The sequence below is a fragment of the Variovorax sp. FW301-JW7 genome (assembly GCF_058788795.1).
Window position 1 is genome coordinate 526,349 of sequence record NZ_JBYTBC010000004.1, and the last position, 25,510, is coordinate 551,858.

The window sequence follows — 25,510 nt, forward strand, 5'->3', positions numbered from 1 at the left end:
GACGGCGGGCCTTGAGACCCGGTATCGCCGTGCTTACTTGAGGCCGGCTGCGGCGCGCAGTGCGGCCGCTTGCGTCGTGGCTTCCCAGGTGAACTCGGGCTCTTCGCGGCCGAAGTGGCCGTAGGCGGCGGTCTTCTGGTAGATCGGGCGCAGCAGGTCGAGCATCTGGATGATGCCCTTCGGACGCAGGTCGAAGTGCTCGCGCACGAGCTCGGCGATCTTCTCGTCGGGGATCACGCCGGTGCCTTCGGTGTAGACCGTGATGTTCATCGGCTGGGCCACGCCGATGGCGTAGGCCACCTGGATCTGGCACTGGCGCGCCAGACCGGCGGCCACGATGTTCTTGGCCACGTAGCGCGCGGCGTAGGCGGCCGAGCGGTCGACCTTGGACGGGTCCTTGCCCGAGAACGCGCCGCCGCCGTGCGGGCAGGCGCCGCCGTAGGTGTCGACGATGATCTTGCGGCCGGTGAGGCCGCAGTCGCCCTGCGGGCCGCCGATGACGAAGCGGCCGGTCGGGTTGATCAGGTAGCGCGTGTTCTGCAGCCATTCCTTGGGCAGCACGGGCTTGATGATCTCTTCGATGATGGCTTCGTTGAACGAGGCCTTCATCTTGGTCGGCGTCTCGCTCTGGTCGGGGCTGTGCTGCGTGGAGAGCACCACGGTGTCGATGCTGTGGGGCTTGCCGTCCACGTAGCGCATCGTGACCTGGCTCTTGGCGTCAGGGCGCAGGAAGGGCAGGCGGCCGTCCTTGCGCAGCTGGGCCTGGCGCTCCACGAGGCGGTGGGCGTAGTAGATCGGCGCGGGCATCAGCTCGGGCGTCTCGTCGCAGGCGTAGCCGAACATCAGGCCCTGGTCGCCGGCGCCGGTGTTCAGGTGGTCGTCGGAGGCGTGGTCCACGCCCTGGGCGATGTCGTTGGACTGCTTGTCGTAGCAGACCATCACCGCGCAGCCCTTGTAGTCGATGCCGTACTCGGTGTTGTCGTAGCCGATGCGCTTGATGGTGTCGCGCGCGACCTGGATGTAGTCGACGTGCGCGTTGGTCGTGATCTCGCCGGCGAGCACCACGAGGCCGGTGTTGGTCAGCGTTTCGGCGGCGACGCGGCTGCGGGGGTCTTGTTCGAAGATCGCGTCGAGGATCGCGTCCGAGATCTGGTCCGCGACCTTGTCGGGATGGCCTTCGGAAACCGATTCGGAAGTAAAGAGAAAGTCGTTCGCCACTGTAGTCACTCCTTGAGTTCAATTGGCGCGTTGCCAACTCTGCGGAGCCCTGGCGAACGCTTTAGCAGATGTCGACGTATCGACGGGACACAATCGCATTCGCGCTTGTGGGTGTCGCCCTGCAAGTTGTTCCGTAACTCGGCGACAATTTGCATTCTATTCGAGCCGCGCAATACCATGCGCGCGCCTCCGTCTTTTGACGCTCCCTGACTCTCTCTCCCTCCCCGCTCAATGATCACCCTGTTCCGCCTGCTTGCCCGCTTGCCGATGCCATTGATGCATCGGCTCGGCGCCTTGCTGGGGTGGCTGGTCTGGTGGTGCGCGCCGGACTACCGCCGCCGCTTCAAGTCCAACGCCGAGAGCGCCGGCTTCTCGCCCGCGCAGTACCGTCCCGCCATTGCCGCCGCCGGCCACATGGCGTCCGAGCTGCCCTGGCTGTGGCTGCGCCCGCAGGGCGAGAGCGTGCTGACGCGCGTGGTGCGCTGGGAAGGCGTCGAGGCCTTCGAGGCCGCGATGCGCGCGAAAAAGGGCGTGATCCTCGTGGCGCCGCACCTGGGCAGCTGGGAGATGTGCGGCCAGGCCATCGGCGAGCGCTTCCTCGCGGACTTCGGGCCGATCACCGCGCTGTTCCGCCCGGCGCGCAAGAAATGGATGGCCGACCTGATCGCCGCGGGCTCGCGCGACCGGCCCGGCCTGCAGACCCTGCCGACCAACAACACCGGCGTGCGCGGACTGATCCGCACGCTGCGCAGCGGCGGCTACACCGGGATCCTGCCCGACCAGGTGCCGCCGCTGGGGCAGGGCGTGTGGGCGCCTTTCCTCGGCCGTCCTGCCTACACCATGACCCTGCTTCCCCGTTTGGCCCAACAGACCGGCGCCGCCTGCTTCCTCAGCGTGTGCGAGCGCCTGCCGCGCGGCGCGGGCTACGTGATCCGCTTCGAGCCGATCGTCGGCACCGCGCTCACCGACCCCGATGCGTCCATCGAGGACGCCGCCGCTGCCATGAACGACGGCATCGGCCGCCTGATCCACAGCCTGCCCGGGCAGTACGTGTGGGACTACGCGCGCTACAAGGAGCCGCGCGGCGAACCGGCCGTGGTGGCCAACGCCGCTGGAGGGGCTGCGCCATGAGCCTCAGTTCCCGACTCGGTATCGGCTTCATGCGGGTGCTGGCCCCGCTGCCCCTGCCGCTCGTGCGCGGCTTCAGCAGGGTCCTCGGCCGCCTGCTGCACACCATCGCCGTGCCGCGGCGGCGCGTGGTCGACCGGAACCTGGCCCTGTGCTTCCCGGAAAAATCGGAGGCCGAGCGCCGCGCCATCGCGCGTGAGACCTTCGTCTTCGTCGCGCAGTCGTGGCTGGACCGCAGCTGGCTCTGGCATGCGCCCGAACAGGTGGTGAAGCGCCGGCTGAAGATCGTCGGTTCTGCCTCGGAAATCCGCGAGATCGCCGAGGGCGACGCGCCGATGATCCTGTTCGCGCCGCACTTCTACGGCCTCGATGCCGCGGCCACCGCGCTCACCATGCACACGGCGCGCCCCTCGGCCACGATCTACACGACCCAGCGCGACCCGATGGTCGACGCCTGGATCCGCGAAGGCCGCACGCGCTTCGGCGACGTGGCGGCGCTCAACCGGGTGGACGGCATCAAGCCCATCCTCTCGGGGCTGCGCAAGGGCGGTTTGCTGTACCTGCTGCCCGACATGGATTTCGGGCGCGACCAGACCATCTTCGTGCCGTTCTACGGCGTGCAGGCGGCCACCGTGCCCTCGCTGTCGCGCTTTGCGCGGCTGGGCAAGGCCAAGGTGGTGCCGGTGGTGGCGAAGCTCACGCCGGGCGGCTACGAGATCCAGGTGCTGTCGGCGTGGCAGAACTTCCCGACCGACGACGTCGAGGCCGACACGGCGCTCATGAACGAGCGCCTGCAGGGCTACATCGACACGATGCCGTCCCAGTACTACTGGGTGCATCGCCGGTTCAAAACGCGACCGGAAGGCGAGCCGCCGATCTACTGATTGCGGGCCAGGAAGCCCTCGATCTCGCGCGCGACCAACTGCGGCTGCTCGTGCACGATCCAGTGGGTGGCGTTGGGCACCTTCTTGACCTCGAGCTTCGGCACGTAGTCTTCCAGCCCTTCGAGCAGGCCCGGCAGCAGCGCGGCGTCGTCGAGCGCCCAGAACACGAAGGTCGGCATGGTCACCGTGAGGCGTTCGCGCGGCAGCACCGGGATGCTGTCGATGGACTGGCCCGGCAGCGGCGGCTTCATCGGCGTCACGCGGTACAGGTTGCAGGCGCCCGTGAGGCCCGCGCTCCAGACCTCGCGGTACTGTTGCTTCACTTCTTCGGTGAGCCAGCCGAAGCCGTCCGGGCCGGCCTTCATCAGCAGGAAGAAGGGCCACATGCGCTTGAAGTCGTCGGCCGCGAGCAGGGCTTCGGCATCGGGGCGCGCGAGGAAGTGCATGTAGGCACTGGCCTGCTGCTGCGCCGGGTTGTTGCGCAGCTCGCGTGTGAAGGTGCCCGGGTGCGGCGAATTGATGATGACCAGCTTGCCGACCTGCTGCGGGAAGGCGTTGGCGTAGCCCCAGGCGAAGGCGCCGCCCCAATCGTGGGCCACCAGCGCGGCCATCGTGCCGTCGGCGCTCTCGGTGGCCACGAGCTGCTGGATGTCCTGGATCAGCAGGTGGGCCTTGTAGTCGGCCACTTCCGTGGGCGCGCTGGACTTCTCGAAGCCGCGCAGGTTCGGCGCCACGCAGCGGTAGCCGCCGTGGGCCGGGTCCGAGAAGTAGGCGAGCAGTTTGTCCCAGATGAACGCGGCTTCGGGAAAGCCGTGCAGGAACACCATCAGCGGCTGGCCCGGCTTGCCGGCGGCGCGGCAGCTCAGGGTGGTGCCGTTGGGCAGGCTGCGTTGGAAGGTCTCGATCATGCTTCGTGTCTCCTTGGGTTGACTGTCGCTATTGTTTTGATAGTGAACTTCGCAGGCGAGGCGCTCGATGCAGCCGGTTCCTCTAGCGCATCAGGCGTCTTCGGCCGGTGGTGGCGCGGGCGCTGCCGGTGCTGCCGCGGCGTCGTCGGGATGCACCCAGCGCCACAGCAGTTCGGCCGCTTCGCCGACCCCTTGCTTCTTCAGGGCCGAGAACAGTTTGACCTCGCCGCCGCCGGCGTTCAGTCGCGTAATCGACAGCACCTTGGCCGCTTCGGTGCGCGTGAGCTTGTCGGACTTGGTCAGCAGCACGAGGAATTTCAGGCCTTGCTCGACGCGCGGACGGATCACGTCGAGCAGGATCTCGTCGAGTTCGGTCAAGCCGTGGCGCGGATCGCACATCAGGACAACCCCGCGCAGACTTTCGCGCGTCATGAGGTAGTTGCCCATCACGCGCTGCCAGCGCAGCTTGGCTTCCTTCGGCACGGCCGCGTAGCCGTAGCCGGGCAGGTCGGCCAGCACAGCGTCGTCGACCTTCTGCTTGCCGATGCCGAACAGGTTGATGTGCTGCGTGCGGCCGGGCGTCTTCGAGGCAAAAGCCAGGCGCGTCTGCTGCGTCAGCGTATTGATGGCGGTCGATTTGCCGGCGTTGGAGCGGCCGACGAAGGCGATCTCGGGCAGGTCGACCGGAGGCAGGTGTTCCAGTTGCGGAGCGCTGGTCAGGAAGTGGGCGGTGTGCAGCCAACCCAGGGCCACGCGCTCGCGTTCAGCGACCTGCGGGTCCACGGCAGGGGCCGCGCGGGGAGGATAAGCGGCGGACTTGGCGCGCGGGGAGGTCATCTATGGGCTTTCGGAACGGGGCGCCATTGTAGAATCGCGGGGTTTTGCGCCATAAATTCGAAGCCCCCGATATGAAGTTGTTTGCCAATATTCTGCTTGCAGCCCTCATGGGCGTCGCAGCCAGCGCGAGTTTTGCAGCCGATGAGCATGCCGCTGCCCCCGCAGCGGCAGCCGCCAAGCCGGCCAAGCCCGATCCCGCCAAGGGCGACACGCTGTTCAATGCGACGCCGGCCAACAGCCAAAGCTGTGCTTCGTGCCACAACGCGGACGGCAACTCGGCCATCGCAGCCAACCCCAAGCTGGCGCAACAACACCCCGAATACATCCTCAAGCAGCTGCAGGACTTCAAGTCCGGTAAGCGCAAGAGCGCCATCATGAAGCCGCTGGCGTCGGCGCTGTCCGAAGACGACATGCGCAACATCGCCTGGTTCGTCGGCTCCAAGAAGATCAAGCCGGGCTTCTCGAAAGAGAAGGACACGGTCGCCCTCGGCGAAAAGATCTACCGCGGCGGCATCGGCGAGCGCCAGATCCCCGCCTGCGCCGGCTGCCACAGCCCGAACGGCGCCGGCCTCCCGGCCCAATACCCGCGCCTGGGCGGCCAGCACGCCGACTACACCGTGACCCAGCTCGTGGCCTTCCGCGACAACGTCCGCCTGAACAGCTCGCCCATGAACGGCGTGGCCGCCAAGCTCAACGACCGCGAAATCAAGGCTGTCGCCGACTACATCGCCGGCCTGCGCTGATTTCCGCTGTCGCGCTGTCCAGCGTGAACTAACCGCCGATAAAAATCCCAAACAAAGGGCGGGCCGATCCAGGAGGATGGCCCGCCCTTTTGTTTTTTTCTCCTTTCCTGGTTCCCTTCCGATGACCGTTTCCACCCATGGCCTTCGCGTGCACCGCGGCCCGCAGCTGCTTCGCGCCGCGGTGGAACTGCTGTCATCGATGCGCTTCGCGATCGCGCTGCTGACGGTCATCTGCATCGCCTCGATCATCGGCACCGTGCTCAAGCAGCACGAGCCGATCAACAACTACATCAACCAGTTCGGGCCCTTCTGGGCCGAGCTGTTCCGCGCGGCCCGGCTCGACTCGGTCTACAGCGCCTGGTGGTTCATGCTGATCCTGCTGTTCCTGGTGATCAGCACGTCGCTGTGCGTCGCACGCAACACGCCGCGCATCCTGATCGACCTGCGCACCTTCAAGGAAGACATCCGCGCACAGAGCCTCAAGGCCTTCGGCCAGCGCGCCGAAAACCGCCTGGCGGAAACGCCCGACGTGGCGGCCAACCGCATCGGCCAACTGCTGGTGAGCGGCGGCTGGAAGGTCAAGCTGCAGCAGCGCCACGCCAGCGCCGACGGCAAGGCCGCGGCCGGCTGGATGGTCGCGGCACGCGCCGGCGGCGCCCACAAGCTGGGCTACATCGCGGCCCACAGCGCCATCGTGCTGGTGTGCATCGGCGGCCTGCTCGACGGCGACCTCGTCGTGCGCGCCCAGACCTGGTTCAACGGCAAGAGCGTGTTCACGGGCGGCGGCATGATCGCCGACGTGGCGCCCGAGCACCGCCTGTCGGCCGCCAATCCGACCTTCCGCGGGAACATCCTCGTGCCCGAAGGCGGGCGGGGCAACGTGGCCATCCTGAACCAGGCCGACGGCGTGCTGCTGCAGGAGCTGCCGTTCACCATCGAGCTGAAGAAGTTCATCGTCGACTACTACTCGACCGGCATGCCCAAGCTGTTCGCCAGCGAGGTGGTGCTGCACGACCGCGAGAGCGGCGAGCAGGTGCCCGCGCGCATCGAGGTGAACCACCCGGCCAGCTACAAGGGCGTGGAGATCTACCAGTCGAGCTTCGACGACGGCGGCTCCACGGTGAAGCTCAAGGCGGTGCCGATGGCGGCCGCGGCCAAGCCCTTCGAGGTCGAGGGCATCATCGGCGGCCCGAGCACCGAGATCACCAACGGCAAGGACAAGCTCACGCTCGAGTACGCCGCGCTGCGCGTGATCAACGTCGAGAACTTCGCCGACGGCGGTGCGATGGGCAGCGGCGCCGACGTGCGCAAGGTCGACCTGCGCCACGGCCTCGAGTCGCGTCTGGGCGCCGCCAACAAGACCAACAAGCCCAAGGTGCTGCGCAACATCGGCCCCAGCATCGGCTACAAGCTGCGAGATGCGGCCGGCCAGGCACGGGAATACCAGAACTACATGGTGCCGGTCGACGCCGGCGACGGCCAGCCGGTGTTCCTGCTTGGCATGCGCGAGAAGCCCGAGGAGCCGTTCCGCTACCTGCGCGTGCCGGCCGACGAGCAGGGCTCGATGGACGGCTTCGTGCGCATGCGCACCGCGCTGGGCGACCCCGCCACGCGCGAGCGTGCCGTCGAGCGCTACATCGCCAAGGCGACCGATCCGAAGCGCCCGGAGATGGCCGAGCAGCTGCGCGTGTCGGCCGCCCGCGCGCTGGCGCTGTTCTCGGGCGCCGAGCGCGCCAAGGCCGACGCCGCGTCGCAGGGTGGCTGGCAGGCGATTGCCGAGTTCATGGAAGCCAATGTGCCCGAGGCCGAGCGCGAGCGCGCCGGCACGGTGCTGGTGCGCATCCTCAACGACGTGCTGTTCGAAGTGCTCAACCTGAGCCGCGAGGGCGCCGGCCTGGCCGCGCTGCCGAACGACGAGAAAACCCAGGGCTACCTCACGCAGGCCGTGCTGGCCCTGAGCGACGCGCACTTTTATCCGGCGCCGGTCGCGATGATGATGACCGACTTCACCCAGGTGCAGGCCAGCGTGTTCCAGGTGGCGCGCGCCCCTGGCAAGAACATCGTCTATCTGGGGTGTCTGTTGCTGATCATCGGTATTTTTGCCATGCTGTACGTGCGCGAGCGCCGTTTGTGGGTGTGGCTGACACCCGGCGGCGGCGCCTCTGGAGACAACGACGGCCGAGACACCAGCGCAACCGTCGCCTCGATGGCGTTCTCGGTCAACCGCAAGACCCTGGACAGCGATCGCGAATTCGAGCATCTGAAGCACAAGCTGCTCGCCCTGAAGAAAGAAGAACCGGCGTCACCATGAACACCACGACCCTCACGCTCCACGAAAGCTGGCTCTCCCGCCGCAACCTGTTCGACTGGGTGTTCGCGGCGTTGGTGCTGGCCGGCGGCGCGTTCGCCTTCATGCGCCACGCCGCCTCGATGGACAGCTACGAAAAGCCGATCCTCGTGGCGGCGCTGGTCTCGGTCATCGGCATCTGCTGGTTCTGGCGCCCGCTGCGGGTGCTGGCGCTGGTGGTGGCCGCAGCCTCGCTGCTGGCCATCAGCTCCTACCAGGGCGACCTGGCGCGCGCCGATTCGGTGTTCTGGCTCAAGTACTTCCTGTCGAGCCAGTCGGCCATCCTCTGGATGAGCGTGCTGTTCTTCATGAGCACGCTGTTCTACTGGATCGGTTTCGTCGCCGGCAAGCAGCAGGCCGACACCTTCGACCTGATCGGTTCCCGCCTGGCCTGGGCGGCCGTGACCATGGCGCTGATCGGCACCATGGTGCGTTGGTACGAAAGCCACCAGCTCGGCCCGGACATCGGCCACATCCCGGTGAGCAACCTGTACGAAGTGTTCGTGCTGTTCTGCTGGCTGACGGCCGCGTTCTACCTGTACTTCGAAGAGCGCTACAACACGCGCGCGCTGGGCGCGTTCGTGATGCTGGTGGTCAGCGCGGCGGTCGGCTTCCTGCTCTGGTACACGATCGTGCGCGAGGCGCATGAGATCCAGCCGCTGGTGCCTGCGTTGCAGAGCTGGTGGATGAAGCTGCACGTGCCCGCCAACTTCATCGGCTACGGCACCTTCGCGCTCGCGGCCATGGTGGCCTTCGCCTACCTCATCAAGGAGCAGGCCAACGAAACCCGCTGGTACAAGCTCACGCCGATCTGGCTGCTGGGCGCGGCGCTGTGCTTCGTGCCGGTGGCCTTCCGCCAGCGCGTGCAGGAAGCCGGCGGCAGCTACTGGGTGGTCTACGCGGGCATCTCGGCGCTGATCGCCGCGGGCATCCTGCTGGGGCGCAAGCGCATCGCGGCGCGCCTGCCGGCCAACGAGGTGCTCGACGACGTCATGTACAAGTCGATCACCGTCGGCTTCGCCTTCTTCACCATCGCCACCGTGCTGGGCGCCCTGTGGGCGGCCGATGCCTGGGGCGGCTACTGGAGCTGGGACCCGAAGGAAACCTGGGCGCTGATCGTCTGGCTCAACTACGCGGCCTGGCTGCACATGCGCCTCGTGAAGGGCCTGCGCGGCACCGTCGCCGCCTGGTGGGCGCTGGCCGGCCTGGCCGTGACCACCTTCGCCTTCCTCGGCGTGAACATGTTCCTGAGCGGTCTGCACAGCTACGGCACGCTCTGAGCGCAGGTTCTGCGCCTTTCGCGAAGAATTGAAACCACGCGCCGCCATGGCGCGTAACCAAACCAGGGCATGTCACGAACTACCCTGAGCACAACGATTCACGCGAAAGGCCTGTCATGTCGTTCCCTTCCCGTTCGCACCGTCGCGACACCCGCGGTTTCACCCATCCGCTGTCGAGCGAGATCACGCCGCGCGCCGCCTACGAAGGCCGGCGCGACCTGCTCAAGCTGATGGCCGGGGGCGCGGCAGGCGCCGCGCTGGCGGGCTTTGCCGGGCGCGAGGCCTTCGCCCAGGCGGCCGGCCCGCACAAGCTGGCCCCGCTGCCGGGCGCCAAGTCGGCCGTGCCGGGCGCGCAGACCATGGAAAAGCTCACCGACTACAAGGACGCGAGCAGCTACAACAACTACTACGAGTTCGGCGTCGACAAGGGCGATCCGGTGAAGAACGCCGGCACCCTCAAGACGCGGCCGTGGACCGTGGAGGTCGAGGGGCTGGTCAAGAAGCCGGGCAAGTACGGCATCGAAGACCTGCTCAAGCTCAGCGCGCAGGAAGAACGCATCTACCGCCTGCGCTGCGTCGAGGGCTGGTCGATGGTGATCCCGTGGGTGGGCTACTCGCTGGCCGAACTCATCAAGAAGGTCGAGCCGCAGGGCAATGCCAAGTTCATCGAGTTCGTGACGCTGGCCGACCCGAAGACCATGCCCTTCGTCGGCTCGCGCGTGCTCGACTGGCCCTACACCGAGGGCCTGCGCATGGACGAGGCGATGCATCCGCTCACGCTGCTGGCCTTCGGCATGTACGGCGAGGTGCTGCCCAACCAGAACGGCGCGCCGGTGCGGCTCGTGGTGCCATGGAAGTACGGCTTCAAGTCGGCCAAATCGATCGTCAAGATCCGCTTCGTCGAGAAGGAGCCGAGCACGGCCTGGAACAAGGCGGCGGCGCAGGAGTACGGCTTCTATTCGAATGTGAACCCGAACGTCGACCACCCGCGCTGGAGCCAGGCGACCGAGCGCCGCATCGGCGACGGCGGCGGGCTGTTCGCGAAGCGGCGCAAGACCGAGATGTTCAACGGCTACGAGGCGCAGGTCGGCCAGCTCTACGCCGGCATGGACCTGAAGAAGAACTACTGAGCGGGCGCGCCCGCCCGGTCATCGCGCCATGCTGAACAAGCTGCTCATGCACCCGGCGACCAAGCCGGTTGTCTTCCTGCTGTGCCTGCTGCCGTTCGCGCGGCTGGCCTTCGGCGCCTTCACCGACGGGCTGGGCGCGAACCCGGCCGAGTTCCTGATCCGCGCGACGGGCGACTGGACCTTGCGCTTCCTGTGCATCGTGCTGGCGGTGACGCCGCTGCGCGTGATCGCCAAGCTCAACGCGCTGGCGCGGCTGCGCCGCATGCTGGGCCTGTTCGCGTACTTCTACGTGGTGCTGCACCTGCTGTGCTACAGCTGGTTCGACATGAGCTTCGAGTGGGGCGAGATCGCCAAGGACATCGCCAAGCGGCCGTTCATCCTGGTGGGCTTCTCGGCCTTCGTGCTGCTGACGCCGCTGGCCTGCACATCATTCAATCGCGCGATCAAGGCGATGGGCGCCAAGCGCTGGCAGCTGCTGCACAAGCTGGTCTACGTGATCGCGGGGCTCGGGCTGCTGCACTTCTTCTGGATGCGCGCGGGCAAGAACAACTTCGCCGAAGTGTTCGTCTACGCCGCGATCATCGGCGTGCTACTGGCGTGGCGCGTCTGGAATTTCGCGCGCAAGCGCCAGGCCAGGCCGGCGGTGGCCGTGCGCGGCAGCGAGAAGCCGCTGCGCACCGGCTGAGACCGGATCAGCCGTCGATCTCGGCGCGCAGCTGGTCTTCCATCGTCTCGCGGCGACGGATCAGCTTCGTTGTGGCGCCGCTCACCAGCACCTCGGCGGCTCGGCCGCGCGTGTTGTAGTTGCTCGCCATGCTCATGCAGTACGCACCCGCCGACAGCACGGCCAGCAGATCGCCGGCCACCACGTTGAGCGCACGGTCGCGGCCGATCCAGTCGCCGCTTTCGCAGACCGGGCCCACCACGTCGTAGGTCGGCGCGTCGCCGGCGCGCGCGCGCAGCGGCACGATCTTCTGGAAGGCCTGGTACATCGCGGGGCGCGGCAGGTCGTTCATGGCCGCGTCGACGATGCAGAAATTCTTGTCCTCGCCGGGCTTGGTGTAGAGCACCTCGGTCACGCACACGCCGGCGTTGCCGACCAGCGAACGGCCGGGCTCGATCACCAGCTTGCGCTGGCCGAAGCCGCGCGCATCGAGCTTGGCGAGCAGCTGCTGCCACAGTGCATCGGCCTTGGGCGGCACTTCGCCGTTGTAGTCGATGCCCAGGCCGCCGCCGAAGTCCAGGTGATGGATCGGCACGCCGGCCGCCTCGATGGCTTCCACCAGGTCGAGCACGCGGTCGCAGGCGTCCAGGTAGGGCGAGGCTTCGGTGATCTGCGAGCCGATGTGGCAGTCGATGCCGACCACCTCGAGGCCCGGCAGCCGGGCGGCGTGCTGGTAGGCCTGCACCGCGCGGTCGTGCGCGATGCCGAACTTGTTGCCCTTGAGGCCCGTGGAAATGTACGGGTGCGTCTTCGGGTCGACGTTCGGATTGATGCGGATGCTGATCGGTGCGCGCACCTTCTCGGCCAGCGCGACCTCGTTGAGCACGTCGAGCTCGGCTTCGCTCTCGACGTTGAAGCAGGCGATGCCGGCCGCCAGGGCCTGGCGCATCTCGGCGCGTGTCTTGCCGACGCCCGAGAAAATGATCTTCTTCGGATCGGCGCCCACGGCCAGCACGCGCGACAGTTCGCCGCCCGAGACGATGTCGAAACCGCAGCCGGCTTCGGCGAACACGCGCAGCACGCCGAGGGAGGAATTGGCCTTCATGGCGTAGCAGATCAGCGCCTCGCGGCCCTCGAAGCCACGCTGGTAGGCGGCCAGGGCGTCGAGCATCCACTGCTTCGAATAGACGAACAGCGGCGTGCCGTGCGTGCGCGCCAGCGCGTCGAGCGCGACGCCCTCGACGTGCAGGGCGTTGTCCCGGTGGGCAATGTGGGGATGGCCGGGCAGGGGGGTGTTCGTCGTCATTTCTGGGGAGAGGTGGGGGCGCTGCTCGCCGCGGCGGGCTTCGGGGCCGCTTCGTCGGAGGCTTTGGAGCCGCCGGGCGTGAGCAATTGGGGCAAGGTGGCGCGCTGGGCGGCCGCCGGATCGGTCGGCAGGAAGAGCGCGCCGCGCTGTCCGCACGCCGCAAGGCCGGCCGCGCTGGCGGCAAGGCAGACCATGAGCGCGGTGCGGGCGCGAGCGCTCACTAGAATTTGGCGAACATTCAACATGCTGAAATTGTAATGACCGACACCGAGTACATGGACCACGCCGAGGCGGCACTTGCCGCCATCGAGCAGGGCTGCGACCGCATCAACGACGCGACCGACGCCGACATCGACAACCAGCGGGTCGGCGGGATGATCACGATGACCTTCCGCAACGGCAGCCAGTTGATCGTGAACCTGCAGAAGCCGCTGCATGAGATCTGGCTGGCGGCACGTTCCGGCGGCTACCACTACCGGCACGACGGCCGGGTGTGGGTGGACACCAAGACCGGGGAAGAATTCTTCGGCAACCTCTCGCGCGAGGCGACGCTGCAGGCGGGGCTGTTGCTGGTCTTCGCAGCGACGGCCTGAGTCGTCGCTTTCCTTCTTTCTTGATCAGTTCCTGAACAGGTCGAGGATGCGGTTGCGCTCCTCGGGCGGCGCAGGCGCGCTGATCGCCGGGCCGCTCAGGGACTCCGCGGGGGCTGCCGGCGCAGAAGATTCCACGCCCAGGCTCGACACGCCGCGGCCCGGCGCATAGTCGTCGTAGTACCACTCGCCGCCGACGCTCACGATGCCCGAGGGGGGCGTGGTCGACAGGTCGGTCACGGGCACGCCCTTGAGGGCGGTTTCCATGTAGTTGATCCAGATCGGCAGGCTCAGGCCGCCGCCGGTTTCGCGGTCGCCCAGGTTGCGCGGCGTGTCGTAGCCGATCCACGAGATCGCCGTCATGGTGGGCTGGAAGCCCGCGAACCAAGCGTCGAGCGAGTCGTTGGTGGTGCCGGTCTTGCCGTAGAGGTCGGGGCGCTTGAGCATCGCCTGCGCCTTCGCGGCGGTGCCGGCGCGCGTGATGGACTGCAGCAGCGTGTCCATGATGAAAGCGTTGCGCTGCGGGATGGCGCGCGACGTTTCATTCAGCAGCGGCGGCTGGACGTCGACCAGCACGCGGTCCTTGTGGTCGGTGATGCGGGTCACGAGGTACGGATTCACGCGGTAGCCGCCGTTGGCGAACACCGAGTAGCCCACCGCCATCTGCATCGGCGTGACGGCGCCGGCACCGAGCGCCATCGGCAGGTAGGCGGGGTGCTTGTCCTTGTCGAAGCCGAAGTTGGTGATCCAGTCTTGCGCGTAGCGCGTGCCGATGGACTGCAGGATGCGGATCGACACGAGGTTGCGCGACTTCATCAGCGCCGTGCGCATCGACATCGGGCCGTCGAAGCCGCCGCCGTAGTTCTTGGGCTCCCAGGGCTGGCCACCGGTGGTGCCGGCGTCGAAGAACAACGGGCCGTCGTTGATGACCGTGGCGGGGGTGAAGCCCTTTTCGAGCGCGGCCGAGTAGATGAACGGCTTGAAGCTCGAGCCCGGCTGGCGCCAAGCCTGCGTGACGTGGTTGAACTTGTTCTTGCCGAAGTCGAAGCCGCCGACCAGGGCCTTGATGGCGCCGTCGCGCGGGTCCATGGCGACGAACGCGCCCTCGACCTCGGGCAGCTGGGTGATTTCCCAGGTGTTCTTGGGCGTTTTCGCGACGCGGATCACGGCGCCGCGGCGGATCTTGATGTTGGGCGGTGCCTTGTCCGAGAGGCCGGACTGCGCGGGCTTGAGGCCGTCGCCCGTGATCTGCACGGCGTCGCCGTTGGCGCGGATGGCCTGGATTTCCTTGGGCGTGGCCTTGAGCACCACGGCCGCCATCACGTCGCCGTTGTCGGGGTGGTCGTTCAGCACGTCGTCCACCGCTTCGTCGAGCTCCTTCGGGTCGTTCGGCAGGTCGATGAACTTCTCGGGGCCGCGGTACACCTGACGGCGCTCGTAGTCCATGATGCCCTTGCGCAGGGCCTTGTAGGCCGCCGCCTGGTCGGCCGCGACCAGCGAGGTGTAGACCTTCAGGCCGCGCGTGTAGGTGCTGTCGCCGTACTGGGCGTACATCAGCTGGCGCACGGTTTCGGCCACGTACTCGGCGTGCAGGCGGTTCGGGTCGGCGGCATCGCGCAGGTGCAGCTGCTCTTTCTTGGCCTCGGCCGCTTGCTCGGCGGTGATGAAGCCGGCTTCCTGCATGCGGTCGATCACATAGAACTGGCGTCCGCGCGCGCGCTGCGGGTTGTTGACCGGGTTGTTCGCACCGGGCGCCTTCGGCAGGCCGGCGAGCATGGCAGCCTCGGCGATCGTCATCTCGGACAGCGGCTTGCCGAAGTACGCCTCGGAGGCGGCTGCGAAACCGTAGGCGCGGTTGCCCAGGTAGATCTGGTTCAGGTAGATCTCGAAGATCTGGTCCTTGCTGAGCAGGTGCTCCAGCTTGAAGGTCAGCAGCACCTCGTAGATCTTGCGGGTCAGCGTCTTCTCGGAACTCAGGTAGACGTTGCGAGCCACCTGCATGGTGATGGTCGACGCGCCCTGGCTCTTCACGCGATTCAGATTCGCGAGGCCGGCGCGGACCAGGCCCTTGTAGTCGACGCCGCCGTGGTCATAGAAGCGGGCGTCTTCGGCGGCGAGGACAGCGTCCTTCACGACCTTGGGGATCGCGGCGATGGGGGTGAGGTTGCGTCGCTCTTCCCCGAATTCGCCGATCTGCGTGCCTTCGGCGGAGAACACCCGCAGCGGCAGCTTGGGGCGGTAGTCGGAGAGCTCCGAGATGTCCGGCAGGTTGGGATAGGCCACCGCCAGGGCCACGGCCACCACGCACAGGATGGAAAGCAGGCCCGCCGCAGCGATGCCCGCGCCCCAGAACACGAAACGCAACAGCCATTTGAGCCAGAAGGGGCGTTCGGGAGGAGGGGTCTTGGCGCGCCCCTTGGGGCTGGAAGTTTCTTGCATGGGGGCCCGGAGAGTCACCGGACATTATAAAAAGCCGCCCCCTCGGCGCGCCCGGATCTTTGTTACCTCGCGCATTCCCTCCCCCGGGGCTAAGCAGAAAGTTACAGAATGCGGCTTTGACGTCACGTTTTGACAACGGTTGCCGGTTCCGGGCTTTCTGCACGCTTGGTGGGCGCTGTGCCTGCTGCTAGCATGCAACCGAACGCATATTTTTCCATTGGTTACAAATAACAGGGGGAGAGGGACCTAACTTGGCTGCTCTTGGATCATTGTTTCGTCGTCAGAACGCCCCCCTGCTGGGACTGGACGTCAGTTCGTCCAGCGTGAAGCTGGTGGAGCTCGGCCGCGAGGCCAGCGGCAAGCTGGTTCTGGAGCGCTGCGCCATCGAGCCGCTCGAGCGCGGCTGGATCACCGACGGCAACGTCGAAAAATTCGACGAAGTGGCCGAAGCCGTGCGCCGCGTCGTGCGCAAGAGCGGCACCAAGACCCGCAATGTGGCGCTGGCGCTGCCGCCCTCGGCGGTCATCACCAAGAAGATCATTCTTCCGGGCGGCATGAGCGAGCAGGAGCTCGAGATCCAGGTCGAGTCCGAAGCCAATCAGTACATCCCGTTCTCGCTCGATGAAGTGAGCCTCGACTTCTGCGTGACGGGACCGAGCACGACCTCCGTCGGCGACGTGGAAGTGCTGATCGCCGCCTCCCGCAAGGAGAAGGTGCAGGACCGCGAAGGCCTGGCGGAAGCCGCGGGCCTGAAGGCAATGATTCTCGACGTCGAGTCGTATGCCTCGCGTCTGGCCACGGCGCGCCTGATCGAGCAGCTCCCGGGCAAGGGCGTGGATGCGATCGTGGCGCTGTTCGAAGTGGGTGCCTTCACCACCAGCATGCAGGTGCTGCGCAACCAGGAAGTGCTGTACGACCGCGACCAGGCTTTCGGCGGCGCCCAGCTGACCCAGCTCATCGTGCGCCAGTACGGCTTTTCCGCCGAAGAGGCCGAGGCCAAGAAGCGCAGCGGCGACCTGCCCGACGACTACGGCTCGGGCGTGCTCAAACCCTTCGTCGAGAGCATTGCGCAGGAAATCGCGCGGGCGCTGCAGTTCTTCTTCACCAGCACGCCGCACAACCGCGTGGACTATGTGCTGCTGGCCGGCGGCTCCTCGTCGTTGCCGGGGCTGACGAACGCCGTGACCCGCCAGACTTCGTTCGCCTGCTCGCTTGTGAACCCGTTCGACGGCATGGATTTCGGTCCCAGCATCCGTGAGAAGAAGGTCCGCCGCGAAGCGCCTTCTTATCTGACCTCGTGCGGCTTGGCCATGCGGAGGTTCCTGCAGTGATCCTGATCAATCTGCTCCCGCACCGCGAAGCCGCGCGCAAGCGCCGCCGCGAGGCCTTCTACGGCACCCTGGGTGCCGCAGCGCTGCTCGGCGTTCTGATCGCCGGCCTGGGCTACCTCTGGTTCGAAGCCCAGATGTCGGCCCAGCGCTCGAAGAACGGCTTCCTTCAGGCTGAGATCAAGAAACTCGAAGTCGAGATCAAGGAAATCTCGACGCTGCAGGAAGAAATCGCAGCTTTGCGCGCGCGCCAACTGGCCGTGGAAGACCTGCAAGGCGACCGCAACCTGCCCGTGCACCTGCTCAACGAACTCGTCCGGCAACTGCCCGACGGCGTCTACCTCACCAGCATGAAGCAGGAGAACCAGACCGTGACCCTGCAAGGCATGGCGCAGTCGAACGAGCGCGTGTCGGAGCTGCTGCGCAACCTCGGCAACAACAGCCCCTGGCTGGTGAAACCCGAGCTGGTCGAAATCACCTCGGCCAACGTGAGCCTGAGCCAGCGTGATCAGCGCCGCGTGGCGAACTTCACGATGCGCATCGGCCTCAAGCGGCCTACGGACGCCCAGAAGGCGGAGGCCGACAAGGCCCTGGCCGCCAAGGCGCAGGCGAAGGGGTAACCGATCATGGCCATCAGCAAGCGATCCCTCCCCAAAGTCGACGTCGCGACCGCACTGCGGAACTTCGGCGACCAGTTCCGTGGACTGAATCCGAACGACCCTTCCATGTGGCCGGCGGTGCCGCGCTACGCGCTGTGCCTCGCTGTGACCGCATTGGCGTTGGCGGGCCTGTGGTTTGTCTGGCTCACGAATTCCAACGACGAGCTCGAAGCCGAGCGCGCCAAGGAAGTCACGCTCCGAGCCGACTACAAGAAGAAAGTGGCGCAAGCAGCCAACCTCGACCTGTTGAAGAAGCAGCGCGAGCAAGTGCAGCAGTACGTGATCCTGCTCGAGAAGCAGCTGCCCAGCAAGGCAGAAATGGATGCGCTGCTTTCGGACATCAACCAGGCCGGCCTCGGCCGCAGCCTGCAGTTCGAGCTGTTCCGCCCGGGCCAGGTCTCGGTCAAGGACTACTACGCCGAGCTGCCGATCGCCGTGCGCGTCACGGGCCGCTACCACGACATGGGTGCCTTCGCAGCCGACGTGGCCAGCCTGTCGCGCATCGTGACGCTCAACAACGTGACCGTCACACCGCAGAAGGACAAGGACGTGCTGACGATGGACGCCACCGCGCGCACCTACCGCTACCTCGACGAAGACGAGCGGGCCGCCCAGAAACGCGCCACGGCGCCGAAGGCGAAGAAATGAAGCCGGTCGCGAAAGTTCTGTGGTTGGCACTGGCCGCGCTGGGCCTGAGTGCCTGCGGCGATTCCGACCAGGAAGACCTGCAGCGCTGGATGGTCGAGGAGCGCGCCCAGGTCAAGCCTTCGGTGCCGCCGATCTCGGAGCCCAAGAAGTTCACGCCGCAGGCCTACACCGAGGCATCGTCGTTCGAACCCTTCAACATGCTGAAGCTGACCCAGGCGCTGCGCCGGGAGTCGAACCAGCCGAGCACGTCCGAACTGATCGCGCCCGAGCTGGCGCGCCGCAAGGAAGCGCTCGAAGCGTTCCCGCTCGACACGATGGCGATGGTCGGCAGCATGAACCGCAACGGCCAGCCGGTGGCGCTCGTGCGTGTGGACAAGCTGCTCTACAAGGTGCGCGTCGGCGAATACCTGGGGCTCAACTACGGGCGCATCACCCGTATCAACGAAACCGAAGTCGCCCTGCGCGAGATCGTGCAGGACGCCGCGGGCGAATGGATCGAACGCGTAGCCACGCTGCAGTTGCAAGAGAGTGCGAAATGAACCAAAAAAAATCAACGATGGCACAGTGGCTGCGCGCCGCCGGGCTGGGTCTGCTGGCTTTCGGTGCCCTGGCCGTCGCCCATGCGCAAAACGCGATCGAATCGGTGACGAGCTCGACCCAATCGGGTGCGGAAGTGATCCGCATCGACCTGGCCCAGCCGCTCACCACAGTGCCTGCCGGGTTTTCCGTGCAGACGCCCGCGCGCATCGCGCTGGACTTCCCGGGCGTGACCAACGCCATCGGGCGTTCGGCCATCGAGGTGAACCAGGGCAACCTGCGCTCGGTCAACGTGGTGCAGGCTGGTGATCGCAGCCGCGTGGTGCTGAACCTGAAGCAGGCTACTGCTTACAAGGCCGAGATCCAGGGCAAGTCGCTGCTGGTGGTGCTCGAGCCGGTGGCCGGCACGGCGCTCGCCGCCTCCGCGGCGACCACTTTCGCCGAGAACCGCAACCGCGACACGCTGCCCTTGCGCGATGTCGATTTCCGCCTCGGTGCCGACGGCACCGGCCGTGTGTTGGTCGACCTGCCGAACAACCAGGTCGGCGTCGATGTGAAGCAGCAGGGCAAGAGCCTGGTCGTGGAGTTCACCAAGTCGACGCTGCCCGAAGGCCTGCGCCGCCGCCTGGATGTGGCTGATTTCGGTACACCCGTCCAGTTGATCACCTCGCAGCAATCGGGTGACCGCGTGCGCATGACGATCGATGCCAAGGGCGACTGGGAGCACAGTGCCTACCAGAGCGAAAACCAGTTCGTGGTGGAAGTCCGGGCCCGCAAGGTCGATCCGAGCAAGCTGACGCAGGGGGTGGGCTACAACGGCGAGAAGCTGTCGCTCAACTTCCAGAACATCGAGATCCGCTCGCTGCTGCAGGTGATCGCCGACTTCACGAACTTCAACATCGTGACCTCCGATTCGGTCAGCGGCGCACTGACGCTGCGCCTGAAGGATGTGCCCTGGGACCAGGCGCTCGATATCATCATGCAGGCGAAGAACCTGGGCATGCGCAAGAACGGCAGCGTGCTGTGGATCGCGCCCAAGGATGAAATCAACGCCAAGGAAAAGCTCGAGTTCGAAGCCAAGGCGGCGATCGAGAACCTGGAGCCGCTGCGCACGCAGTCGTTCCAGTTGAATTACACGAAGGCCATTGCCATTGCGCAGGGCCTGACGGGAACGGGTGCCTCCGCTGGCGGCGGTGGTGGTGGCGGAGGTACCACCTCGCGCATCCTGAGCCCCCGCGGCAGCGTGATCGCCGAAGCGCGGACCAACCAGCTGTTCGTTTCCGACGTTCCCTCGCGCTTGGCGCAGGTCGCCGACCTGATTCAGAAGCTGGACATTCCCGTCCGCCAGGTGCTGATCGAAGCGCGCATCGTGGAAGCCTCGGACACCTTCGGCAAGTCACTCGGCGTGCGGATGGGCGGCGGTATCTCCCGCGAACGCGTCGCATCGGCCAACGGCAATCCGGCATACGGCACCATCGGCGTCATGCCTGCCACCACCAATGGCGGCGGCGTCGGCGGCGCAGCAGCCACCTGGACCAACTCCAACTTCATCAACCTGCCCGCCGGCGACGCTGGCGGCACCGGCAACGCCGCAGGCGCCTTCGCGATCTCGCTGTTCAACTCGAGCTTGTCGCGCATGCTGAACCTCGAAATCTCGGCGCTCGAAGCCGATGGCAAGGGCAAGCTGGTCTCCAGCCCCCGCGTCATCACGGCCGACCAGACCAAGGCGCTGATCGAGCAGGGTGAGGAAATCCCCTACCAGCAAGCCACGTCGAGTGGCGCCACCTCGATCTCGTTCCGCAAGGCGGTGCTCAAGCTCGAAGTCACGCCGCAGATCACGCCCGAGGGCAACATCATCCTGACGCTGGATGTGAGCAAGGATGCCCGCGGCGTCAACACTTCGGCGGGCCCGGCCATCAACACCAAGCACGTGCAGACCGAGGTGCTGGTCGAGAACGGCGGCACGGTCGTCATCGGTGGTATCTTCGAGCTCACCGAAACCAATGACGAATCGCGCGTGCCGGTGCTGGGTGAAATCCCCTACATGGGGGCATTGTTCCGCAAGCGCGAACGCGTTGCCAACAAGACCGAAATGCTCGTCTTTATCACCCCGAAGATGATTACCGACCGCAACGCCGCGCGCTGACGCGCGGGCGTAGCAGCCACCGCGTGGCGGTCGCACTTGTCGGGTTGCCCGGCGCCGGAAAGTCCGCAGTGGGCCGGCGCCTGGGCGCTCGGCTGAACACTCCCTTCATCGACACCGATCACGTGATCGAGCAGCGCATCGGCTGCACGATCCGTGATTTCTTCGACCGTGAGGGCGAAGCCGCCTTCCGCGACATCGAGCAGGCGGTCATCGCCGACCTGGCCGCCCACCCCCACGGCGTGCTGGCGACTGGCGGTGGCGCCGTGCTGCGCGAGGCCAACCGCCAGCAGTTGCGCGGCCATTTCCACGTCATCTACCTGCGCTCCTCGCCCGAAGACTTGTTCAGGCGGCTGCGCCACGACGTCAAACGCCCGCTCTTGCAGGTGGCCGATCCGCTGGGCCGGCTGCGCGAACTGCACGACGCGCGCGACCCGTTCTATCGGGAAACGGCCCATGACGTGGTCGACACCGGCCGCCCGTCGATTGCCGTGCTCGTCAACCTCATTGTGATGCAGCTCGAACTGGCCGGCGTGGTCGAACCCGGTGCCCACCCGGAAGAGCCCTCCGACTGACCCCGACGGGCCCGAGCGCCTAAACTCGCGGCCATGTCCCTGTCTGTTTCGCCCGCACTTTCCGCCCCGCCAAAGCCCGAACGCGTCGAGATCCAGCTCGGCGAGCGCAGCTACCCGATCCTGATCGGCGGCGGCCTGCTGGAAGACCCTGCCAGCTTCGGTGTCGTTCCCGCTGCCGCCAGTGCGCTGATCGTCAGCAACACCACCGTGGCGCCGCTCTACGCCCGGGCCCTGCGAACCGTGCTGGCCGACCGCTTCCGTACGGTCCACCTGCTCGAACTGCCCGACGGCGAGGTGCACAAGAACCTCGAGACGCTCAACCTGATCTTCGACGCCCTCCTGGGCCACGGCAGCGACCGCAAGACGGTGCTGTTCGCGCTCGGCGGCGGGGTGGTGGGCGACATGACCGGCTTTGCGGCGGCCAGCTACATGCGCGGCGTGCCCTTCGTGCAGGTGCCGACCACGCTGCTGGCGCAGGTCGATTCCTCGGTGGGCGGCAAGACGGCCATCAACCATCCGCTGGGCAAGAACATGATCGGCGCGTTCTACCAGCCGCAGCTCGTGCTGTGCGACCTGGACACGCTGCAGACGCTGCCGCCGCGCGAACTGAGCGCTGGCCTGGCCGAAGTCATCAAGTACGGCCCGATCTACGACATGGCCTTCTTCGACTGGATCGAGTCGAACATCGAAGCGCTGGTGGCGCGTGACCCGGCCGCGCTGGCCCATGCCGTGAAGCGCAGCTGCGAGATCAAGGCGCTGGTCGTCGGCCAGGACGAGCGCGAGACCGGGCTGCGTGCCATCCTCAACTTCGGCCACACCTTCGGCCATGCCATCGAGTCGGGCCTGGGTTACGGCGAGTGGCTGCACGGCGAGGCCGTCGGTTGCGGCATGGTCATGGCAGCGCAGCTGTCGCAGCGGCTGGGCGGCGTCGACGCGGCCTTCGTCGAACGGCTGACTCGCCTGATTGAGCGCGCCGGCCTTCCCACGGTGGGGCCGGCGCTGGGTGCCGAGCGCTACCTCGAGCTGATGCGCGTCGACAAGAAATCCGAAGCCGGCGAGATCCGCTTCGTGGTGATCGACCGCCCCGGCTCCGCCGTCGTGCGCAGCGCGCCCGACGCAATGGTGCGCGACGTGCTCGCGCAGTGCTGCGCGGCATGAGCCTTGCGGCGTACGCCTGCCACCCCGCGCGCTCGCGCGGACGGCGTCACGCGGAGCCGCCCGCGCCCACGCGCGACGCCTTCCAGCGCGACCGCGACCGCATCGTCCATTCCACGGCCTTCCGCCGGCTGGTCTACAAGACCCAGGTCTTCCTGAACCACGAAGGCGACCTGTTCCGCACGCGGCTCACGCATTCGCTCGAAGTCGCGCAGCTGGGTCGTTCCATCGCGCGCGCGCTGCGCCTCAACGAAGACCTGGTCGAAGCGATCGCGCTGGCCCACGACCTCGGTCACACGCCCTTCGGCCACGCCGGCCAGGACGCGCTCAATGCCTGCATGGCCGAACACGGCGGCTTCGAGCACAACCTGCAGAGCCTGCGCGTGGTCGATGCGCTGGAGCACCGCTACCCGCAGTACGACGGCCTGAACCTCAGCTTCGAGACCCGCGAGGGCATCCTCAAGCACTGCTCGCGCGCCAACGCCGAGCGCATCGAGGCCGCCGAGCCGCAAGGCGTGGCCCGCCGCTTTCTCGATCGCACGCAGCCGGGGCTGGAGGCACAGTTGTGCAACCTCGCCGACGCCATCGCCTACAACGCCCACGACATCGATGACGGCGTGCGCTCGGGCCTCATCAGCGTCGAGCAGCTGGCCGACGTCGAGTTGTTCGATCGCTACCGCCGCGAGGCGTTGGCGGAGCATCCGCAGCTGCAGGGCCAGGGCCGGCGCGTGCTCTATGAAACAATCCGCCGCATGCTCAGCGCGCAGGTCTACGACGTGATCGACACGACACGCGCGGCCATCGAGGCGCTGGGCCCCGTCGATGCCGATGCGGTGCGCCAGGCGCCGCCGCTGGTGGCCTTCAGCGGCGTCATGCAGGCGCAGTCGGAGGTGCTCAAGCAGTTCCTGTTCCGCAACCTCTACCGCCATCCGCAGGTCACGCAGACCACCGACCAGGCGAGCGAGGTCGTGCGCGGGCTGTTCGACGCCTACCTGGCGCGCGGCACCGAGATGCCCGCGTCCTACGCCGAGCGCCGCGACCGGCACCGTGCCGTGGCCGACTACATCGCCGGCATGACCGACCGCTTCGCCATGCGCGAGCACGAGCGGCTGACTGGCCGGCGAGGCATCGCATGACGGCGGCCGTGCGCTCGAACAGCGCGTCGGCCCGCGTGCCGGCCGCGGCCTTCGCCGTCGTGCTGGGCGGCGTCAGCGCCGCGCTGCACCTGGGCAAGCTGCCGCCCGCCGTGCCGGCGCTGCAGGCGTCGCTGGGCATCGACCTGGTCGAGGCGGGCTTCCTGCTCTCGCTGGTGCAGGTGGCGAGCATGACCCTGGGGCTGATGGCCGGGCTCGCGGCCGACACCATCGGCCTGCGCCGCAGCATGCTGACCGGACTGGCGGTGCTGACAGTGGCCAGCTTGCTTGGGGGTGCCGTCGGCGCCGGCCCGCTGGGCGGGTCGCATGCGGTGCTGTGGCTGTTCGTGTTGCGTGCGGCCGAAGGCATCGGTTTCCTGATGGCGGTGATGCCTGGCCCGGGACTCATCCGCGCACTGACACCGGCGGGCGCCGACAAGGCCGCGCTGGGCCTGTGGGGTGCCTACATGCCGCTCGGCGTGGCGCTGGCGCTGCTGGTCGGGCCGGCCCTGATCGGTTGGGGCGGCTGGGCCGACTGGTGGTGGACGCTGTCGCTGGTGTCGGCGGGTGCGGCACTCTGGGTGTGGCTGGCAGTGCCGCGCGACCGGCCCCGCGTGGCCGGCGCAAGCCCGCAGCCCGTATCGTCCGGCTGGGCGTCGCGGCTGCGCGAGACGGTCGGTGCGCGCGCGCCGTGGCTGGTCGCGTTGACCTTCGCCGTGTACTCGTCCCAGTGGATGGCCGTGATCGGTTTTCTTCCCGCCATCTATGCCGATGCGAAGGTGCCGGCCGCCTGGAGCGCGGTGCTGACCGCGCTGGCCGCGGCGATGAACATCGTCGGCAACCTCATGGGCGGCCGCTGGCTGCAACGCGGCGTGGCGCCCGAGCGCCTGCTGCAATGGGGCTTCCTGGCCATGGCGCTGGGCGGTGTCGCCGCCTTCGCGCAGGTGGGGCAGGGTGCCGAGGCGCTGGGCCTGCCGCCCGCGTTGCGCTACGCCGCCATCTGTGCTTTTTCGCTTGGCGGCGGCATGGTGCCGGCGACGCTGTTCCTGCTGGGCGTGCGGCTGGCGCCGGGGCCGAGCACCGTCTCGACCACTGTCGGTCTGATGCAGCAGGCGTCGTCGCTCGGCCAGTTCCTGGCGCCGCCCGCGGTGGCCTGGGTGGCGCACCGCGTCGGTGGCTGGCACTGGACCTGGACCGCCACGCTGGCCTGCTCGCTCGCGGGCATGGCGATCGCCACGCGGCTCGGGCGCATTCGCAAGCTCGCGGAGGCCACGCCATGAACGAGCCAACCATCATTGAAACCGCACAAGCCGAAGCCGACACCCGTCGCTGGCTCGAACGCGCCGTGATCGGCCTCAACCTGTGCCCCTTCGCCAAGGCGGTGCATGTGAAGGGCCAGATCCACTACGTCACCTACCTCGACACCCACGAAGGCCGCCTGATCGATGCGCTGCTGGCCGAAGCCCGCGCGCTCGTGGCGCTCGACGCCGAGGTGCGCGACACCACCTTGCTGATCGTCCCCCATACGCTGGCGGACTTTCTCGACTTCAACGATTTCACGGAGCGCGCCGAGCGCAAGCTGGCCCGCGCGGGCTTCGACGGCGTGCTGCAACTCGCCAGCTTTCACCCGCATTTCCAGTTCGGCGGCACCGAGCCCGACGACATCACCAACGCCACCAACCGCGCGCCGTACCCCACGCTGCACCTGCTGCGCGAAGACAGCATGGACCGCGCGGTCGAGGCCTTTCCCGAGGCCGAGGCGATCTTCGAGCGCAACATCGAGACGCTCGAAGCCCTCGGCCCGGCCGGCTGGGCTGCGCTCGATGTCGGCCCGGGAAGCGCCACGCCATGAACAACA

General features: G+C 67.3%; 24 protein-coding genes. 18 read left to right on the forward strand and 6 right to left on the reverse strand.

Translation table 11 applies throughout. The annotated features are described in order from the left end of the window. Positions 1-33 precede the first annotated feature (33 nt). Positions 34-1,218, reverse strand: a complete 1,185-nt coding sequence (metK, locus tag AC3WQM_RS14260) for a methionine adenosyltransferase (protein ID WP_062471813.1) — start codon at positions 1,216-1,218, stop codon at positions 34-36. 231 nt (positions 1,219-1,449) lie between these two features. On the opposite strand from metK, the gene AC3WQM_RS14265 reads away from it, so the two are divergent. Next, positions 1,450-2,349, forward strand: coding sequence for a lysophospholipid acyltransferase family protein (locus AC3WQM_RS14265; protein WP_492679551.1), 900 nt, complete (start codon positions 1,450-1,452; stop codon positions 2,347-2,349). Further along, complete coding sequence (locus AC3WQM_RS14270; RefSeq protein ID WP_492679553.1) at positions 2,346-3,230, forward strand: LpxL/LpxP family acyltransferase; 885 nt, start codon at positions 2,346-2,348, stop codon at positions 3,228-3,230. Before AC3WQM_RS14265 ends, AC3WQM_RS14270 begins: the two co-directional genes overlap by 4 nt. On the opposite strand, the gene AC3WQM_RS14275 is transcribed toward AC3WQM_RS14270, so the two are convergent. Both AC3WQM_RS14275 and yihA read right to left on the reverse strand, forming a co-directional pair. After that, positions 3,224-4,138 carry an alpha/beta fold hydrolase gene (locus tag AC3WQM_RS14275; RefSeq protein ID WP_492679555.1) on the reverse strand — a complete coding sequence of 305 codons (915 nt, stop codon included), beginning with the start codon at positions 4,136-4,138 and terminating at the stop codon, positions 3,224-3,226. The genes AC3WQM_RS14270 and AC3WQM_RS14275 overlap by 7 nt on opposite strands. Before the next feature lie 90 nt (positions 4,139-4,228). Beyond that, positions 4,229-4,975 carry a ribosome biogenesis GTP-binding protein YihA/YsxC gene (gene yihA / locus AC3WQM_RS14280; RefSeq protein ID WP_492679557.1) on the reverse strand — a complete coding sequence of 249 codons (747 nt, stop codon included), beginning with the start codon at positions 4,973-4,975 and terminating at the stop codon, positions 4,229-4,231. Between the two features lie 71 nt (positions 4,976-5,046). On the opposite strand from yihA, the gene AC3WQM_RS14285 reads away from it, so the two are divergent. From AC3WQM_RS14285 to msrQ, 5 genes are all read left to right on the forward strand, one after another. After that, positions 5,047-5,718: a c-type cytochrome gene (locus AC3WQM_RS14285; protein ID WP_492679559.1), complete on the forward strand. Its 672-nt coding sequence runs from the start codon at positions 5,047-5,049 to the stop codon at positions 5,716-5,718. Positions 5,719-5,839: 121 nt separating this feature from the next. Then, on the forward strand, positions 5,840-8,029 hold the full coding sequence (locus AC3WQM_RS14290) for a cytochrome c biogenesis protein ResB (RefSeq protein ID WP_492679561.1): 2,190 nt from the start codon (positions 5,840-5,842) through the stop codon (positions 8,027-8,029). Continuing rightward, the gene (gene ccsB / locus AC3WQM_RS14295; RefSeq protein ID WP_070059952.1) at positions 8,026-9,345 is read left to right on the forward strand and encodes a c-type cytochrome biogenesis protein CcsB; all 1,320 of its coding nucleotides are present in this window, start codon (positions 8,026-8,028) and stop codon (positions 9,343-9,345) included. The genes AC3WQM_RS14290 and ccsB overlap by 4 nt, the downstream gene beginning before the upstream one ends. 116 nt (positions 9,346-9,461) lie before the next feature. Continuing rightward, positions 9,462-10,475 (forward strand): protein-methionine-sulfoxide reductase catalytic subunit MsrP, encoded by a 1,014-nt coding sequence (msrP, locus tag AC3WQM_RS14300; protein WP_489059010.1) that lies wholly within the window; start codon positions 9,462-9,464, stop codon positions 10,473-10,475. 31 nt (positions 10,476-10,506) lie between these two features. After that, complete coding sequence (gene msrQ, locus AC3WQM_RS14305) at positions 10,507-11,160, forward strand: protein-methionine-sulfoxide reductase heme-binding subunit MsrQ (RefSeq protein WP_492679798.1); 654 nt, start codon at positions 10,507-10,509, stop codon at positions 11,158-11,160. Between the two features lie 7 nt (positions 11,161-11,167). Here msrQ and lysA read toward each other — a convergent pair whose 3' ends face one another. Together lysA and lptM are read right to left on the reverse strand one after the other, a co-directional pair. Next, the gene (lysA, locus tag AC3WQM_RS14310) at positions 11,168-12,445 is read right to left on the reverse strand and encodes a diaminopimelate decarboxylase (RefSeq protein WP_492679563.1); all 1,278 of its coding nucleotides are present in this window, start codon (positions 12,443-12,445) and stop codon (positions 11,168-11,170) included. Continuing rightward, the gene (gene lptM / locus AC3WQM_RS14315; protein WP_489059008.1) at positions 12,442-12,690 is read right to left on the reverse strand and encodes an LPS translocon maturation chaperone LptM; all 249 of its coding nucleotides are present in this window, start codon (positions 12,688-12,690) and stop codon (positions 12,442-12,444) included. The genes lysA and lptM overlap by 4 nt, the downstream gene beginning before the upstream one ends. Before the next feature lie 12 nt (positions 12,691-12,702). Between lptM and cyaY the strand changes: the two genes are divergently transcribed. Next, entirely contained in the window at positions 12,703-13,038 is a 336-nt protein-coding gene (gene cyaY / locus AC3WQM_RS14320) for an iron donor protein CyaY (RefSeq protein ID WP_489059006.1), read from the forward strand. A 24-nt stretch (positions 13,039-13,062) separates the two neighbouring features. Here cyaY and AC3WQM_RS14325 read toward each other — a convergent pair whose 3' ends face one another. Next, complete coding sequence (locus tag AC3WQM_RS14325) at positions 13,063-15,474, reverse strand: penicillin-binding protein 1A (protein WP_489059004.1); 2,412 nt, start codon at positions 15,472-15,474, stop codon at positions 13,063-13,065. Positions 15,475-15,725: 251 nt separating this feature from the next. On the opposite strand from AC3WQM_RS14325, the gene AC3WQM_RS14330 reads away from it, so the two are divergent. The 10 genes from AC3WQM_RS14330 to AC3WQM_RS14375 are packed head-to-tail and all read left to right on the forward strand — an operon-like array spanning position 15,726 to position 25,504. Next, a complete protein-coding gene (locus AC3WQM_RS14330) occupies positions 15,726-16,805 on the forward strand; it encodes a pilus assembly protein PilM (RefSeq protein ID WP_489059002.1) in 1,080 nt (359 codons plus the stop codon). Further along, positions 16,802-17,422: a PilN domain-containing protein gene (locus AC3WQM_RS14335; protein ID WP_489059000.1), complete on the forward strand. Its 621-nt coding sequence runs from the start codon at positions 16,802-16,804 to the stop codon at positions 17,420-17,422. Before AC3WQM_RS14330 ends, AC3WQM_RS14335 begins: the two co-directional genes overlap by 4 nt. A gap of 6 nt (positions 17,423-17,428) precedes the next feature. Continuing rightward, entirely contained in the window at positions 17,429-18,109 is a 681-nt protein-coding gene (locus AC3WQM_RS14340) for a type IV pilus inner membrane component PilO (RefSeq protein WP_492679565.1), read from the forward strand. Further along, the gene (locus AC3WQM_RS14345; RefSeq protein ID WP_489058997.1) at positions 18,106-18,648 is read left to right on the forward strand and encodes a pilus assembly protein PilP; all 543 of its coding nucleotides are present in this window, start codon (positions 18,106-18,108) and stop codon (positions 18,646-18,648) included. The genes AC3WQM_RS14340 and AC3WQM_RS14345 overlap by 4 nt, the downstream gene beginning before the upstream one ends. Continuing rightward, positions 18,645-20,792: a type IV pilus secretin PilQ gene (locus AC3WQM_RS14350; protein ID WP_489058995.1), complete on the forward strand. Its 2,148-nt coding sequence runs from the start codon at positions 18,645-18,647 to the stop codon at positions 20,790-20,792. Before AC3WQM_RS14345 ends, AC3WQM_RS14350 begins: the two co-directional genes overlap by 4 nt. 23 nt (positions 20,793-20,815) lie before the next feature. After that, on the forward strand, positions 20,816-21,364 hold the full coding sequence (locus AC3WQM_RS14355; RefSeq protein ID WP_119554249.1) for a shikimate kinase: 549 nt from the start codon (positions 20,816-20,818) through the stop codon (positions 21,362-21,364). A 33-nt stretch (positions 21,365-21,397) separates the two neighbouring features. Continuing rightward, positions 21,398-22,522, forward strand: a complete 1,125-nt coding sequence (gene aroB / locus AC3WQM_RS14360; protein WP_489058993.1) for a 3-dehydroquinate synthase — start codon at positions 21,398-21,400, stop codon at positions 22,520-22,522. Further along, complete coding sequence (locus AC3WQM_RS14365) at positions 22,519-23,655, forward strand: deoxyguanosinetriphosphate triphosphohydrolase (RefSeq protein ID WP_489058991.1); 1,137 nt, start codon at positions 22,519-22,521, stop codon at positions 23,653-23,655. Before aroB ends, AC3WQM_RS14365 begins: the two co-directional genes overlap by 4 nt. Further along, positions 23,652-24,932, forward strand: a complete 1,281-nt coding sequence (locus AC3WQM_RS14370; RefSeq protein WP_489058989.1) for an MFS transporter — start codon at positions 23,652-23,654, stop codon at positions 24,930-24,932. The genes AC3WQM_RS14365 and AC3WQM_RS14370 overlap by 4 nt, the downstream gene beginning before the upstream one ends. After that, on the forward strand, positions 24,929-25,504 hold the full coding sequence (locus AC3WQM_RS14375; RefSeq protein WP_492679567.1) for a DUF1415 domain-containing protein: 576 nt from the start codon (positions 24,929-24,931) through the stop codon (positions 25,502-25,504). The genes AC3WQM_RS14370 and AC3WQM_RS14375 overlap by 4 nt, the downstream gene beginning before the upstream one ends. Positions 25,505-25,510: the final 6 nt, after the last annotated feature.